The organism is Helicobacter cynogastricus, assembly GCF_900197855.1.
GTDB classification, from domain to species: Bacteria; Campylobacterota; Campylobacteria; order Campylobacterales; family Helicobacteraceae; genus Helicobacter; species Helicobacter cynogastricus.
In genome coordinates, this window is record NZ_FZMQ01000005.1 from 504,470 (window position 1) to 520,787 (window position 16,318).

Here is a 16,318-nt window from a genome sequence, read left to right on the forward strand (position 1 = left end):
TTGACATGCCAAATAGGGTTTTCTACACTACAGCCTGAAGCTGTGAGGTTTTTAATGTGATAGGTATTTTGATTGGCATGGGCAATATCTGCACTAATCCATATCCCACTCACACTATCTTGTACATAAAAGGGAAAAATGAGCTCATAACGCTCATTGAGTTTGATCTTGATGTGCTCGGCACGCACTAAAAGCCCCTCACCTCTGTAAATCTTGACATTTCCATTAAGAGTGGCCTCTTTTGTCTCTGTGTTATAGGAAACTTCATCAGCCATGATATATACATCGTAGTTGAGCAGGATCGCATGTCCAGTGGCTGTAACAATGCGATTTTTAGCTTCCACATGGTCGGCCAAAAGCTCAAAAATTTTATGATTTTTCTTGTCAAATTTTTGCACAGCAACTTGTTGCTTTGCTTCCACACTTGTCCACAAAATCCAACATAAAAGAACAAAGCGCCAAAGCATTCATTTGGTCATGATAATCAAAGTCTTAGCCCCTCTATCATGGAAAGTGCGCTGAAATTTATCTCTGGAAAGATAAAAAAAAGGACACAATAGGGCAAGCTCTTTGAGGGCATAACGCTTTAATCTCTCTGAAAAGGTGGGTCTATCTAAACTTTTTAAACTCACAACCCGTAAATGAAAAACCAATTTCCCCACACTTGCCCAAAAAAAACCCATAAAAACCCCCTCATAACACAAATGCAGAAAAGCATACAGCAGAATGTAGCGCAAAAAAACATGAGTATTGAGCAAAAAACCCAAATGTAGAGCGTCTAACCAATGCGTGTTAAAATCCCAAGCTACCAACCCCACCAAGAGCATGTCCACCCCATAAGCCCCCACACGACACCACCAAGGGGCAAGCACAAGTCGTTCTTTATAAATTGTTTCTTCAAGTTTGTAATAATCGGACATCAAAAGCCGATATCCTCGCGGAACTGCATGCCTTCAAATTGCACCTTGCGCACCAAATTGTAAGCATGCCCTCTAGCTTCCAAAAGCGTCTTACCCATTCCCACGCACACACCCACACGCCCTCCAGAAACTGAAAAGACTCCATTTTCTTGAACAATCTCACCCAAATCCAAATGCCCATTTTTTTCATCCATTGGATCGATATAGACGCTCTGACCTTCTGACATTTGATAAGGGTAATCCTTAGAAGCAAGCACCACGCCTAAGCAGTGTTGGGAGTGCAACTCTAGTTGCAATTCCTGCAAATTGCCCTCTAAAGTCGCTTGACAAAGATCCAATAAAGGAGTCTTGAGCAAAGGAAGCAACACGCAACACTCTGGATCTCCAAAATGCACATTATATTCGAGCAAATAGGGTTCTAAAGTTCCTTCCTCTTGAATAGCCATAACACCAGCATACAAAACTCCTACAAAAGGCTTGTTTGCAACTTGCATCGCCCTTAAGATAGGCTCAATAATTCTAGTTGCGATTTTTTGTTGCAAAATCACATCGCATATATCTGCGGGCACAAAAGCCCCCATCCCCTCTGTGGTAGGCCCTCCTCCGGCAAGCTGTTTATATGTCTGACAAGGAGGTAACAAAAGATAACTATCATGGTGTGCAAGGGCAAAAATGGAAAGCTCTACACCTTCTAAATAGCTTTCGGCCACTACTTTTTTTTGCCCCTGTCCATTAAAGAGATGATCCAAAGCTGCCATACTTGCGTCTTCATCTTGTACAACCACCACCCCGTCGGTACACAAACCATCAGCCTTAAACACCAAGGGGTAGCGCAATCCTTGAAGTTGATCTAAGTTAGGGCTTGTGAGGATTGTAAAGGGAGGGAGTGGCACATGATGGAGCTTGGCCATTTCCTTAGCAAAGCTCTTGGAGCTTTCTAGCAAGCTAGCTTGCTGGCTAGGTCCAAAAACTTTAAGCCCTGCACTCTGGCAAAGATCGCTCAAACCTTCCACTAGAGGTTGTGTAGCCCCTACCACAATTAGATCGATCTTTTTTTCTAAGGCGAATGCGACCAGCTGTTGGTGATCAGAATAGCTAATATTCACTCCAAGACTTTGAGTCCCCCCATTGCCCGGGCAAAAATAAATATCGCCCACACGCGTATCCTCCCTAAATTTGCGTCCCAGCGCATACTCGCGTGCCCCACTCCCCATGATTAAAATTCTCTTCTTCATCTAAACCTTACATTCACCCAGATGATCGTTACTATGTTGCGTAGTTCAATGAAGCTACGAATAAGCCATGAGGGCTTTCTTAGGTGGCAGATCCTTTAAAAAGGAAATACCAAGCACACAAAAGCCACTACACCAGCCTCCAAAGATAATAATAAACGAACTTACCAAAAGTAGAAACGCGAATCATCCAGGCTAAATTTGGCATGGCATTATACTTTAATGTAACTTAGATTGCGATAGTGATTGTATTAAAGTGGGTATAAAAAACATGGGCTCCGGGGGTTTTGGGCGCAAATTTGACATTTTTTCTTTGCGTATAATCCACGCGTACCTTAAGGGATTGCCTACTAGGATTTGGGCAAGTCAATTTAGCTAGTAAAGTGCAAGCCTTACTTAAAAGGGTTTCTGAGGGGTTGAAAGGGTGGGAAAAAATCACCATGTGAGAACCGGGCATATTATAAACATGCGCCCAAATATCGCGCGTACGCGCCATTTTAAGCAGATCGCGATTTTCCTGTTGGTTGCGCCCAATCACCACGCGCACCCCCTCAATTTCAAAAGTCTCTAAACGCATATTTTTGGCCATATGGCGGGTAATTTTAGGTTTCACTAGCTCCAAATCTTCTAACTTAGCCTCTTGTAAAAAATGGAGTTTGGCTTTTAAAAAGGCGATCTTGGAGGTGAGATTTTCTGCTTGCAAAGCAATATGGACAGCTTTTTGAGCACTCTTTTTAGCCATTTTGAAAAGTTTATTTGCCGCGTCGCTAAAGGATCGAGAACGCGGTGGCAACACGATACACTGATCTTCTAAAAAAATCTGTGGCGCGTAGAGATCGCTACTTTTGAGGGTGTGTAAATGAATGAGGAGTAAATTAGCGTGTTGTCGCTGTTCTAGGGCGTTTTGTTCAAGTTGTGTAGCACTGGGCAACCCAGCTAGAATAGTTTCTAAATTATCCTGTTTCTTGCGCCATGTTTGGCGGAGTTGTGTTTTTGCTTGCTCAAGCTTTTGCAAGCTGTATTTGGTGTGGATATCCTCCAAAGTGTGTAAGAGGGCAGAGGTGTCCATTTGCTCTAAAGGAGGGCGCATAAAGGAAGTTTTCTTGAGAGGAGCTAGGGTTTTGTGTTTGAGTACGGGGCGATAACTCTGCTCTAAGGTTAGAAAATGCAAGGCTTCTAAAACCCGTCCTTGAGAGTCCAGTAAAATAGCGTTGCTGTGTTTACCGGTAAATTCAAGCTGTAAAAAAGCTTGGATTTTTTTATAGCTGTGCGCGCATTCTAGGGCGATTTTGAGGATACGATCCTCATTTTCCAAAAATGCGTCCAAAATGGTGGCGTTAGAGGCATATTTCTCTAAAGCAAGATTGAGAGGGGTTTTAGGATAATTGCGCTCTTTGGAAGAATCCACAAAAATATAGCTTTGCCCCTTTTGCAAGCAAGCCTTAAAAAGATATTTTGGGGTGTCTAAAGAAAAAATATTTTGGTGGTGGCGGATGGTGATCTTGGGTTGTTGTCTTAAGAGTTGGGCGGTATTATATAAAAGATTATAGCTAAGAGCACTCAAGTTTCATCCTTGCATACGCTAGAGCTTCCTGCCCCAAATTAGAATCCACCATGCGCGCAATTTCCAAAATCTGCTCTTGTTTATTGAGTAATTTAGCCCGAGTGTTCTCTCCATCTTTGTAGACTAAAAAATGTGCATCGGCTAGGCTGGGAAGATGAGGGGCATGAGAGATAGCGATCACTTGATACAGAGCGCTTAATTCTTTGAGAATATTAGCCACACACGCGCTCTCTTGCCCGCTTAAATTGGTGTCTAATTCATCCACTAAAATCGTTTGCATAGATGTATCTTGTTGGCAACGCTTGGCTTTGATAGCTAAAATCGCTAGACGCAGACGATTAAATTCCCCCGCACTCAATGTAGCAGACACGCTATTATTCAAAGACAGCTGGAGATTATCTAGCCCGTGCGCGCTTAAATTTGTTGCTTCTAAGCGTAGCATGGGGTTTTTAAGCAAGAGTTTTACGCTGTATTCCTCTAGCATAGCTTGCATGGCGGGCAGATGTTCATGGCGGGCTTGTCTAATTTGTAAACCTAATTGCATACAAGTATTTTCTAAGCGCGTCATTGTATTTTGGGCTGTTTGAAGCGCGTCATCGTGATTGCAGTAGTGTTGATAATCTTTTTCTAGTTTCTCTTTTTGGGCGCGCGCTTGCGCTTCGCTTCCATATTTACGCAAAACGCTCCCAAGTTTTGCCATTTCATCTAGCAAAGCTTCCATATCAATATTTTCTAATTCCTCAAGTTTAAACACTTCATCTAGCAAAATTTGACGGGCATCTTCAAGATTTTGCATGAGCTGTTGGACAAACTCCACTGAAGCAGAGCTAGAAGTCAAAGCTCTATGAATAATACTTATGTTCTCTAAGGCTTGTAATCCTTCTTGGATACGCTCCCCTCTTTCTTCCTTGTTGCGGTGCTGGGCTTTGAGGGTTTCTAAACGCGCATACGCCCCTTCTTCTAAGTTGAGTGCGCGTAATTTAGAAAGCTCAAAATAAACCATCTCTTTACGCGTTTCAATGTCCTGATTTTCTTGTTGGAGTCGTGTTAAGCGATCGCACGCCTCCAAATAGCCTTGATACGCTTCTTGAAATTCAAGGCGTAAATTTTGATCCAAATAACTATCTAAAATCTCTAAGAGAAAAAATGATTGAAGTTCATAGGTGTGCTTGTGGCTGGAAATGTGTAAGATATGCGGATTAAAGCGCGTAGCAAGAAGTTTTTTAGAAATGGGCGCACCATCGCAAGCATAACGCGTTTGTTTCTCTTTAGAGGCGGTGATTGTATGATTTATAGGCACTTTCCAAGAAACTTCTAGGGTTTTAGCGTGCACAGGTGCGCGCCCAACACTCCCCAAGATACACGCCAATAAAACGCTTTTCCCACTTCCACTCACCCCGCTAATCACATTCAAACAAGGATGGAAACGCAAAGACAGGGTTTCAAAAACTAAAGCATCGCGTACCTCTAAAATCTCTATCATATTTTTATGCTACTACACAGAAGTTTAAAGCCGACTAATTGCGCCCGCCCCAAGAAAATTTTTCGCGCAAGACTTTAAAATAATCTCGATCAAGGGGCTGAAGCAAGATCGCCTGTTGAGAAGCGCGTTTGAGGATGAGCTTTTGGTAGGGGTGCATGAAGTAGTGCTTTTGCCCATCTACCACTACCATGCAGGATTTTTTAGGCCGTACTCCCAAGCGCATATGCGCGCCTAAAATTAAAGGTCTTTGTGTGAGGGAATGGGGGGCTATGGGTGTGATGAGGATATTTTCACAAAGAGGGTGCACCACTGAACCCCCCACACTGATATTATAAGCACTCGATCCTAACGGAGTTGCAAAGATGAGTCCATCCACTTGATAAATATTAGCCAATTTGCCATCTACAAATAATTCTAATTCTAAAATGCCATAGACATCTTTACGGCTCACTACCATGTCATTCACACATGCAAAGGGCGTACTTTTATCCTCCCCATCTTCAAAGTAAGCTTCTAACATCATGTGTTTTTCAATTTTGTAGTGCCCTCTTTTTAATTCCTCTAAAAAGTTCCCTAAATTTTCCAAATTTATCGCGCTCAAAAATCCCAAATGCCCCACATGTACTCCAAAGCATGTTGCCCCGCTCCGCAGAGCCCCTAAAAGTGTGCCATCTCCACCCAAGCAGAGTACAATTCCTTCAGACTTAGGGTTAAAATCATAGGCGATCTGAGCAACTTGCAAAGCTTGTTCAAGATTGCATATACACTCTGGGGGCACTAGAGGTCTGAGGATGATATGCACAAAAGACACAGGAGGGTTACTCATTTATAAAACTTATCTTTTAAAATCAAAAACCCCAAGAGAAAACCCCTTGGAGCTAAAAGGAGGGGACACGACCTTATCTAGTTTCTTCTAAGAGCTTTCTTAAAAAGCATAGCGCATGCCCACATTGCCCGTAATGTTGATGTCCTGGTAATTAATTCCAAAACGCGCACCGATTCCGGCATTAATGTAAAAAGAACGCCATAAGCGCACTTCGCCTCCAGTTGTTAGACCCGCAAAAGTGTTATAGAGTCCGCCCTTGCGGTAACTCAAGGTGTCATCTCCAATGAAACGCACTAACTTATCACCTCCTGAGCGCACAAAAAGGTCGCGTCCAATATCAGCCAGAACAAAGTAGTAGGAATTTTTCCCAAAGTAATGCCGACTTTCTAAGGCAAGATTGAGGGTGAAGACGGATTTGTTGGCCGGATTGGCGTTAGCTTTAAATTGGCCATAAAGGGGGTTATCCATTACACCCCGCAAACCTGAAAGACCAATGTAGTAATAACGCAAAGCAACTTGGGGTTTGAGCACCACATGTTTATTTTTAAAGAAGAAATCATAGCCGTAGTTAGCACCAACATTCGTAGTCCAAGTGCTATAGTTGTAGCGTTGATTGACAATAGTTAAAATGGGGTTAGATGCTTGGATATAGGTTTTATTATACCCCCAAGTCTCATTAGCACTCAAGGTGATCTCACTCCGCTTAACAAACACGCGGCTATAAACCCCCACATTGACATTATTAGAGCCAGAGTTAGCGATATTGCCCCGAAAATTGCTATACCCATAAGCCATATAGCCCCCCACAATCACCCCTTTTACAAAACGATCGTAACCTACATTGATTCCATAGAGTGTCCCTGTACCTCCAGCTACAAAACTAGCCCCACCCACACCCTGCATCCATAGGTTATTTTTGAGCACATCGCGTTGGGAGTATTTGAGGATCACATCCATCGCATTGGGCACAGCACTAGCAAATTTTTTGCCTCTCAGACTTTCTAGCATGTCTGCAAAACTAGGGGTGTCAGGCAGAGGACTAGAGAGTTTTGTCAAACGACTCATCTGTTGGGTGTAGGTGTTGATCTGTAAAATATCTGTAGAATTTGCCTTAAGATTGGGAGAGGCGATCAGATCGATGCTATTGGCGATGTCTTTAGCCACCTGTACTAACTCTTTGATGGAATGATCTTCTAAATAATAGGGTGCAAAGAGGGGGGAGTTTTTGGTGTTGATTAAGAGCTGTTGTAGCCAATTCATCACCCGCGCTCCCCCGGCTTGGTAGATGGCATCTACACTGCTTTGCCCTTGAATTTGTTGGATATAGTTTTGGACATTGGGCACGGAGATGTTGAGAGCTTGATTCACCCCTACTTGCATTTTATTATAAGCGATGGACGCGCTGACTATCTGTCCGTCTTGGTTTTTGTAGCTGACAAGCAGACCATCTTTGCCAATCTGCACCGCCTGACCATTGTAGGTTAAGCCATTCCCTTGCGCGTTGAGCTGGAGTTTTTGCCCATCGATGTCAAGGTAGGTATAAAGTGTGAGATAGTCTTGCCAACTATTGGGGTTGAAAGCTTGATTAACCAATCCATAGCGAATCCATTTATTGGCATCTATAAGAGTGTAAACTCTCTGAGTGGAGGCATTAGAAGTGGCTACCTGTGCAAGTGTGCTTGTTTGGGTCTGTGGGGTTGGTGTGGCTTGTGGGGTTGGGGCGGTGGTGTTAAGAATGAAAGCGTTCGCGCTGTTAGGATTGAGTGTGGCAACCCCTGCTACACTGATAAAGGGGTTATTGACACTTTGGGCATTGCTATTAAAAGTCATCGTGCCATAGCTGTTCAAATTCCCGCCTACATTAATTCCCCCCACCCCCGTGCTCAGAGTCGCTCCATTATAGAGGTTAAAATTTTGCGCCACACTCAGAGCACTACTAGAGGCGTTACTAAGTGTTGTGATAATGCCGAGATTATTGGCTTTTAAAGACGCGTTAGTGCCTAATTGAATCGTGCCAACTTGGGTATTTTGAGTTACTCTTGAGAGATCGATGCTCCCCCCTTTTGAGGCATCGATTGTGCCTCCCATGTAGAAATTTTGCGCATTCACTACCAAACTTTCATAGGGGTTTGTGGTAGCAATCGTCCCCTTTTGCACAAAGAGATTATTAAATTGCGCGTTGATATTCAAACCATCGCTAGCATTTAGCGTAGTGAGATTGATATTAGAGGTGTCATTAGAGAAAAAGTTAAGCGTGCCCTGAGAGTTGGTAAAATCAATGCTATTTTGTCCCATAAAGACAATCTGCTTGCCGGCTACAAAGTTTAAAGCCCCGCCTGTCGCGTTGCTAAAACTGCTATTGGACACCAACACATCCCCATTAGCCAAAAAGTTAAAATACCCCTTCTCCCAAAAATTGCTCAATGCCTTAGGAGCTAAGAGCGATCCCACCCCCAAACTTTGCAACTTTTCTTGTAAAGATTGGGGCAGAATGCTCCCCAAACCATTTGCCCAAATTCCCCCTAGTCCTTTGCCCGCGATGAGGGCTCGGACCACCTTTTGCACATCCTGATCTTGTTGGAGGTTTTTGAGCGTGTCCATTGCCTGAGCCCCAAAGATTTGGCTGATGATCTTCTCTCCAATATTTTCTGCCGCACTCACCATCTCTTTAGAAGGGTTGAGAGCATCTTGAAGCGCAACACTGATCATCTCGCTAAGAATTTGTGGACCTAACCACTCCACGGTTTTATTGAGCAAATCAGAATTAGTTAAAAGCCCCTCAAAAACCTGCCCAAAGGTGTTGTTTTTTAAGAAATTATTGAGCGCAGCCTGCCCTTGGGGGGTGTTAGGAAAATTGAGCATGCCATTGACATTCATATGGGAAATGGGCGATAGGGATCCAATGAGATTAAGCAAAGTGTCATTGCCAAAAAAACCATTAGCTAAGCTTGCAACAGTCTGAGACCCTCCTAGTGGCAACATTTTATTAATCTCGCCAAAAATTCTATTCTGCTCCTCTTGGCTCAGACTATAAACCAGCCCACCACTCCCTAATACAGAGCTCACGGTTTTAGTGCTCAAAATATCTTTGATCACATTCTCCATGCCCGGCATTTGCAAAAGCGCGCCCATGTCTTGAGCGCTCAAAAAATCGCTCAATTTGAGATTTTTAAGCTTATCGCCCAAATCTTTCACTAAGGGCGCGGGGAGAGAATTGGTGATCCCATTGGGAATCAAATCGGGGAAGATTTGAGAGCCGGAAGCTACGCTGTAAATATAATTGCCTAGCATCTGCGGGAGACCTTTCTGCCCCAAGAGTTTTTCAACCCCCCCCTGCCCCAAGAGATTAAAAATCCCATCCGTAGCCTGTGCTTGGATTTTGGCATCATTGAGGGTTAAATTGGTCGAACTATTAAAGGTAACATCGGCACTCCCCCCCATGCCCCACGCATTCCCACTCCCTACAGTCCCAGTGATGTAAATATCTTTAGCATTAAATTGGGTTTGAATATAGCCCATCGCTGTAGCCGTGGAGCCAAAAAGTTGTCCTATATTGGTGCTTCTGAGAGCTTGGCATCCAGAATCGCCAATAGCACAAGGTTGGCTATACCCATTGCCCCCAAACCACACCACGCTACTACTTCCAGTTTGACCTGCCTGCGGACTCCCCACGACCAAAGTTCCATTGCTAAAAGTTTGGTTGATATTGCTAGAAAGCCCGTCGATGAGGTCTAAGAGTTGGGTTTTTTGATCGGGAGTAAGGCTAATATTAGCACCCAACAAAGCCTGCAAGGCCTTATTGGGATCGTTTAAATCATTGAGGATTCCACTCTTGAGCAAATTCTCCAACTGAGGCACAAGGCTTGAGGCGATGTTATAGAGATTGTTAAAAGTGTCTTTACCCAAAATGCTATTAGAGATATAAAGCCCTTGAAGAGGTTGCCCATTAGCACTATAAGTGCCCGGGACAATAGGAGTAGCTACTTTACCATCTGTGCCTTTAGGCGTGAACGCCCCTTTTAAATTGCCATCTAAAAAGAAAGTCCCGGCGCGATTATCGCTGTAGTTAAAATCCGCCCCTGTGGTGTTTTGTTTGGATTGTTTGTAAAAATAGAGCTCGGGGGCGATGTTGTAATAAGAGGTAGCTACAGGGTTAGAGTTTTTAGAAATTTTGATGGTGAGTTTGCCATCTTTGATCTCTTCTGTGATGGTTTGCGCGCCATCAAGGGGGTTTGTAAAGCTCCAGCTTTGAGTCTGAGTCCCATTGGTGCTAGAAGTGCTGTAGGTGGCATCATCAATCTTGATGCCATAAAAATCAATCTTTTGATACCCATCTGCCCCACTGATCCCCTCGATGTCTTTAGCCTGTAAAATGTCATAGATGGTGCTCGCGTTATTGGCTGAGAGGGGTGCGGAGAGATCGATATTAGCAAGATTGAGCAACCCGCCTTGAGCGCCCAAACTAAAGGTGTCGTCCACTTTGATGAGGGGTTGGGTGTTACCACTCCCCAAAAGCCCGCTAAATTTCAATACTCCGTTGAGATTAAAGGCATTATTAAAAGTAAATTGGCTATTGCCCTGCAAATTTAAATTGGTGCTCCCGCTTGCTACCCCGCTAGTTGCCTGCACCTTAGAGTTTTGTAAGAGAAAATTCCCCCCATTTAAGCTAAGAGTGCCCGCATTCAAAAGACTATTAGCCATGTTCACGCCGACATTTTGGCTAAAAGAGGTCGCCTTACTTTCAATCGCGGCACTATTGAGGGTGAGGGTGGCATCTTGGTTAAAATTCAGGTTTTGAAATTGTGCTTGGTAGTTGGGTTGGGTTTTATTTTGCTGGTTTTGTTGTTGTGGATTTGGAGGTGTGTAATCGCCGGATACATTTAAAAAAGACTGATCGCTAAAAGTCGTGCTGGGGTTAGTAGGCGTGGGCACGTTGGGGATTTTTTTTTCTTCTTCAGTTGGGAGAGAAGTGGTGTTAAAGGTAGCGCTAGTCCCCTTGGTCAAAGTGATACCCGAATCGTTGCTAAAGGTCGTGTTACCTATGAAGGTGGCTTTAGCACCATTGATTAGATTGAGATTGGCATTGCCTGAAAGGGTAGCTCCTTGCCAAAATGCGATCGTGCTATTGTGATCCAGATTGAGGATAGTTGTCCCTGAAAGCGTAGTAGGTCCGTAAAAATCCGCACTAGAACCTAAGTTGAGAAAAGAAACCGTGTTATCAAGAGTAGTTTTGCCATGGAACCAAAGACGGCTTTGTTGGTTGAGGTTGAGCGTGCTGTCATTCATTTGCACGCTGATGTCTTTGAGATAGCCAGTTCCGCCGGACGCTTGGTTAAAATCTAGCGTGCTCCCATTTCCTAAGAAAAAAGCGGAGTTTGTAAGAGAGGTTTGGGGCGAGTAGATAGTAACCTGTGTAGCACTTCCTTGTATGGTGCTTTGCTCAAAACTGATACTCTGGTTCCCGGTAAAAGAGAGAGTTCCTGCTATATTTTGCTGAAAAGAGGAGTTATTGATGTTTAATGTCTTTGCTTGAAAATACGCTTGGGATTTTTGAATCAACTCTGGGATGAGTAGCTTATTAAGACCGGGGAAAGCGGTAATGTAGTCGTGATAAGTGAGGCCATCAGTGGTAAGGTTATTGCTTGCCTGAAAAGTCATACTAGCCCCCCCCCCACTCAAGGAGCTCGTGCCCACATTAATGGTATTGGTCATAAAAATATTATAGGCATTAAATACATCGGTGATGTAGCCTAGATAACCTATTTTCCCAAATTGAATCGTCCCCCCTGTGGCAGCTTGCGTGGCGTTGTTGCCAATGATTAAAGTTCCCGTGCCTGTTACGGTGAAAGTGCCCCCATTGCCCACCCCCGTCCAAGTGTTTAAAAAATTCCCATTGGGGTTATTGTAGGGTTCGGATTGGTATTTGAGATTGGGATCGATGTAAAAAATCCCCCCATCTTTGCCATCAAAAGTATGTTGGGGTGGGTTTTTATAGCAGTAGTCCCACACGATTCCGCTTCTTTGCATACAATACACATCGGGCCAAATGTCTTGGATATTGGTCAAGAGTTGGAGGCTAAATGTTTTATCATTCAGGGTTTCTGCTATTTTAACAGTGGTCCCCCCAAAATCAAAGCCCACAATGTAGCTCCCATTTTGTTCCTCTAAAAGTTTCCCGGCTTGGCCTTTAAATTGGATCAAGTTCCACAAACTTTTACCCGCATCGGCATAGGTATCGCCATTCCAGTTGATGGTGTTGCCTGATAAAAGGGTGTAACTTGCTTTGTATGCCAAACGCATCACATCAAATAAGGCCTTACTGCCCAATGTGATCTGTCCTCCAAGCTTTGCAAAGGGGCTAGCGGGTGTGCCCTGATTGGTGGTGCTAATGGTAGTAGTGCCCTCAAAAGTAGTCTTTTGCAAGCCCGGAAAGCTGTATTGAGAATAGCCATTAAAGGTGTCGTTGTTAAAAGTGGCGTTTATGATTTTAAATTGGTTGGAAGAGTTAGAGTCATAGCCCGTGGTGTCAAAGGTGGTGTTGTTAAAAGTGGCATTTTGTGCGGTGATATTGATTTGCTTGCTTTGATCAAAGGTGGTATTGTCTGTGGTGAGATTTTGCACGGCAGCGGTCGTGTTGTTATTACTGCCTGCGCCCAAAATGCGCACTTGGTTATTGTTCCCCTCAAAAGTGGTGTTGTTTAAGGTGATATTTGCACCCTCTAGGGAGATCGTGCCCGCACTGCCCGAACCATCCCAAGGATCATTAAAAGTCGTATTGTTGATGTTAATGGTGTTGTTATTAGAAGTGTAGCTATTGTTATTGTCATGGACATTGAAGGCAAAATTGGTCCCATTGCCAGTAAATTGTGCGTTGTTAATCGTGGTGTCTTGGGAGTTAAAATACATCGTCCCACCGGTGGTATTGAAGTGGGAGTTTTGGATATTAAGCTTTTGTTGGGCTGTGAACCAGTCGGTGGAGTAACTATATATCCCAGCTGAAACCTCCCCATAATAGGCGGTGAATTGTAGGCCGTCCATAGTCATGGTGTTATTGGCTTTAATGCCAATATTTCCGGTGCCATGTAAATTAAAAGCCCCTACACTTGCAGGTCCAATCACTAAGTTATTGGTCATAAAAACATTATCCGCGGTGAGGCTAGTATTGGAGTGATAGGTGCTAGCTTCGTCCGGATCGATGTAAATGGTGGGGCGTTTATTGATCTCCTCTTGTGTGCTGGGCATACTAGCGGCCGTGGGGGTGTTATTCCCAATGACTAAAGTCGCGTTTGTGCCTTCAACAATGGTGCTAGAGCTTGTGAAAGACTTAGAGGGCCACCATTGGTAGTGAGCATTAGCCGATAGGGAGTTGTTGGAGGCGTTATACCCCGGATCGTTGTGGTTATGGGCTGGATCGATGTAGGCGATTCCATTTGTGCCCACATTGGGTCGCCATGTTTGTGAATCGTTCATATCGTAGACATTTTTCCAAATGTCCATGCTCTTTGTGATAGAGATAGAAATATCTTTATTGCTAAAAGTTTCCCCAAAGATGTATTCCACGCCACTTTCATTAAACACCACATGGTAAGTGCCCAAACCGGTTGGGTTTATGCCTGTCAATGTCCCGCTTTGACCTCGGTAGTGGATGAGTTGCCATAAGTTATGGAGATACTTGCTGTCATAGTCGATAGTCTTAGAAGTGCTCAAAAGCTGGTAACTACCCACTGAGCTTAAGTCTTTGGTGATATTGAAAATGGTGCCTTCAAGTTTAATCGTGCTATCAAGATTATTTAGAGGTGAGTTTTGCTGTAGGGTAATGGTATTTTTCAAGGTAAGAGTGCCATTATCTGCAATGGTACTATTAGCACTATTACTAAAGGTAACATTTTCAAAGGTGATATTATCACTCTTAAAGTGAAAAGGGGCGTTGCCAGTAAAGGTGGTGTTATTAAAACTCTCGCTTTGAGCATCGAGATTCATGCCCTGAGAATCATTGCTTGCGCTAATGGTTACATGGCTACCATTATAGCCCTGAGTGGTGATACTCTCCGTGGCTTGGAGGTTGAGGTTATTATAGTTTGTGGTGAGGTCTTGGCTAATGGTAATGTTGCCAGCCTTAAAAGTGTCGTTAAAATAGTTGTTGTGATAGTAAGATCCAAATTCATTCCCTCCAACCCCATTATTTCCCGGGGTGTAGCCTAAATTTAAATCAGCGTTGCCCAAATCAAGGTTAAAATTCCCCCCACCTTGCCAATTAAATCGAGAGAGATAAAATTGTTTCAGATTGTTATTATTGTGCAGGGTTACGGGGTTATCGGTGTTGCACCAATAGTTGGCACAATAATATCCCTGTTGTGTGTTGTGGTAGAAGTCATTCCCATGATACCACGCAAGCCCACGCCAAGTAACACTATGCCGATTGACATACCCACCAATATGGGACTGGTCATCTAAATTGGAATCGCGTAACCACCCATCATAGTAGGCTCTTAAGGGGTTGAAACTAACCGCCACAACCCCCAAAACCCAAAACCCTTTAGAAAAAACAGAACCCACCCCTAGAGATTTATTCTTTTGAGCGCGTTTTTTTAGAGGTTTTTTGTGAGTCAATAGACCCAACCTCTTGAGCCGTTCTTTAGTCGTGGCGCGCCCAACTAACACATGCCTAATCTTGAAAACGATTCGACCCCTACTAAATTTTACCATACTTCTCATAGTTAACATTCTAACATGATTGTGTTTAATACGGGCGTGCGCGACTAACATGTTAAAATGCAATTTTGGCTTAAAGGATTGGGATGGGAATTATGGAATTGGGTCTATTTGCTCTATTAGGGGTGGGAACGGGTTTGCTTTCCGGATTTTTTGGGATTGGGGGGGGGATGGTGATTGTGCCTGTGATGCTGGTTTTAGGGCATTCTTATGATAGTGCGGTGGGTATTTCCATTTTACAAATGGTCTTTTCTTCTGTGGTGGGGAGTTGGACTAATTTCAAAAAAGGGTTTTTAGATGTGCGCACGGGGATTTTTGTGGGGCTTGGGGGAATGGTGGGGGCGAGTTTTAGCGGGCTGATTTTGCGCACTTTTTCGCATAAATTCCTCTTAGGGATTTTTATTTTAGTGACTCTTTACTCTTTTTTGCGCTTTGCTTTTAAAAGTAAACGCTCTGCTGTGGATAGCTATCAAGACCTTAACTTGGACACTAAAAACAAGCTCATTTTAGTAGTTATTGGCGCGCTCACAGGGATTTTTGCCATTAGCTTAGGCATTGGAGGGGGCGTGTTGATGGTGCCCTTATTGGCTTACTATCTGAAAATCCCTCCTAAACAAAGTGTACCCCTAGGGCTTTTTTTTGTGATTTTTTCTTCTGCAAGTGGAGTGCTCTCTTTAGCTGGGCATGGTTTATTGGATTTACACGCCCTGCAATGGGGTTTGATGGTAGGTGTGGGGAGTGTTATGGGTGTAGTCATAGGAGTGCGTCTTATGCCCTTAGTGCCTGCCATTTGGCATCGGCGTGCTCTTTTAGTAATTTATGCAATTGCAATTGCAGTGTCTATTTACAAATGGTTTTAAAACGCTGGGGAAGTGGCAGTCTTTTAAAACGCAGACCGCGTGCAAACTGAGCTAAAGATCGTTTTTCTTTAACTCCGATTTGATAGTGAATGTCTCTTAAATACTCAAGAATCTGCGCGCGGGTAAGTCCGCTCTGCACCGCACGCTTTTGTAAGAGATAATGAGGGATTTTAACCCTTTTGCGTACAAAGGCGCGCGCTAGGGGGGCATATAGACTAGCATAACGCCCCACACAGAGTCGCCCAAAGACAAATGGCAGGTGAGTTTTTTCATGCCAACGCGTAGCCAAATCAATAAAGGAGCTAGGCGGATTGTTGTAATAAAAACGCAGGGCTTTATCTCCAATCAAAACTTTGCCTTCAATCCCTAAAAGCGCGCAAAGAGCGTTAGAGCTGGCTGACTCGCTATCAGTTTTAGGGGGCTCTTTAATGGCTAGCACACTGCGCACCTGCTTAGAAGCGATGATTCCACAATCTAGGGCGTGCGGGGCGCGTAAACTTGCAATAGAAGAGATAAACCCTGCATCAATACGCCTAAATAGAAAATCTTGATTGAGCTTAGCTGGGTAGGTTTTTTTGAGGTGTAAAAAGGTTTTAAATCCGGGCAAGCACAGGGGATAGGCTTTGATAAACACATCAAAGGGGAGCAAATTCAAATAATCGATCTTGCCAAAACGCATGCTAAACCTTTTTATCCCATTTTACTCCAAAAACCCACGCTA

At 43.7% G+C, this 16,318-nt stretch carries 9 protein-coding genes; 1 reads left to right on the forward strand and 8 read right to left on the reverse strand.

Annotated elements, in window-relative coordinates:
* From C6H00_RS03850 to C6H00_RS03880, 7 genes are all read right to left on the reverse strand, one after another.
* On the reverse strand, window positions 1-467 hold a 467-nt coding region (locus C6H00_RS03850; protein ID WP_199769161.1), incomplete at its 3' end, for an LPS-assembly protein LptD.
* Window positions 468-920: an RDD family protein gene (locus C6H00_RS03855; RefSeq protein ID WP_104749681.1), complete on the reverse strand. Its 453-nt coding sequence runs from the start codon at window positions 918-920 to the stop codon at window positions 468-470. It abuts the gene before it with no gap.
* Window positions 920-2,155, reverse strand: a complete 1,236-nt coding sequence (purD, locus tag C6H00_RS03860) for a phosphoribosylamine--glycine ligase (protein ID WP_104749682.1) — start codon at window positions 2,153-2,155, stop codon at window positions 920-922. The genes C6H00_RS03855 and purD overlap by 1 nt, the downstream gene beginning before the upstream one ends.
* Window positions 2,156-2,381: 226 nt before the next feature.
* Window positions 2,382-3,716, reverse strand: coding sequence for an NFACT family protein (locus tag C6H00_RS03865; protein WP_104749683.1), 1,335 nt, complete (start codon window positions 3,714-3,716; stop codon window positions 2,382-2,384).
* Entirely contained in the window at window positions 3,703-5,199 is a 1,497-nt protein-coding gene (locus C6H00_RS03870; protein WP_104749684.1) for a DNA repair protein RecN, read from the reverse strand. Before C6H00_RS03870 ends, C6H00_RS03865 begins: the two co-directional genes overlap by 14 nt.
* A 34-nt stretch (window positions 5,200-5,233) precedes the next feature.
* A complete protein-coding gene (locus C6H00_RS03875) occupies window positions 5,234-6,025 on the reverse strand; it encodes an NAD(+)/NADH kinase (protein WP_104749685.1) in 792 nt (263 codons plus the stop codon).
* A 99-nt stretch (window positions 6,026-6,124) separates the two neighbouring features.
* A complete protein-coding gene (locus C6H00_RS03880) occupies window positions 6,125-14,686 on the reverse strand; it encodes a vacuolating cytotoxin domain-containing protein (protein WP_158655724.1) in 8,562 nt (2,853 codons plus the stop codon).
* Between the two features lie 137 nt (window positions 14,687-14,823).
* Here C6H00_RS03880 and C6H00_RS03885 point away from each other — a divergent pair, with 137 nt between their 5' ends.
* Complete coding sequence (locus C6H00_RS03885) at window positions 14,824-15,597, forward strand: sulfite exporter TauE/SafE family protein (protein WP_104749687.1); 774 nt, start codon at window positions 14,824-14,826, stop codon at window positions 15,595-15,597.
* Here C6H00_RS03885 and C6H00_RS03890 read toward each other — a convergent pair.
* Window positions 15,578-16,276, reverse strand: coding sequence for an MqnA/MqnD/SBP family protein (locus C6H00_RS03890; RefSeq protein ID WP_104749688.1), 699 nt, complete (start codon window positions 16,274-16,276; stop codon window positions 15,578-15,580). The two genes, C6H00_RS03885 and C6H00_RS03890, sit on opposite strands and share 20 nt — an antisense overlap.
* Window positions 16,277-16,318 lie beyond the last annotated feature (42 nt).

Bases quoted from the DNA above. Each gene is read 5' to 3' on its own strand.
- C6H00_RS03885 (WP_104749687.1), top strand. From the start codon at position 14,824: ATGGGAATTATGGAATTGGGTCTATTTGCTCTATTAGGGGTGGGAACG.
- C6H00_RS03890 (WP_104749688.1), bottom strand. From the start codon at position 16,276: ATGCGTTTTGGCAAGATCGATTATTTGAATTTGCTCCCCTTTGATGTG.
- purD (WP_104749682.1), bottom strand. From the start codon at position 2,155: ATGAAGAAGAGAATTTTAATCATGGGGAGTGGGGCACGCGAGTATGCG.
- C6H00_RS03855 (WP_104749681.1), bottom strand. From the start codon at position 920: ATGTCCGATTATTACAAACTTGAAGAAACAATTTATAAAGAACGACTT.
- C6H00_RS03870 (WP_104749684.1), bottom strand. From the start codon at position 5,199: ATGATAGAGATTTTAGAGGTACGCGATGCTTTAGTTTTTGAAACCCTG.
- C6H00_RS03875 (WP_104749685.1), bottom strand. From the start codon at position 6,025: ATGAGTAACCCTCCTGTGTCTTTTGTGCATATCATCCTCAGACCTCTA.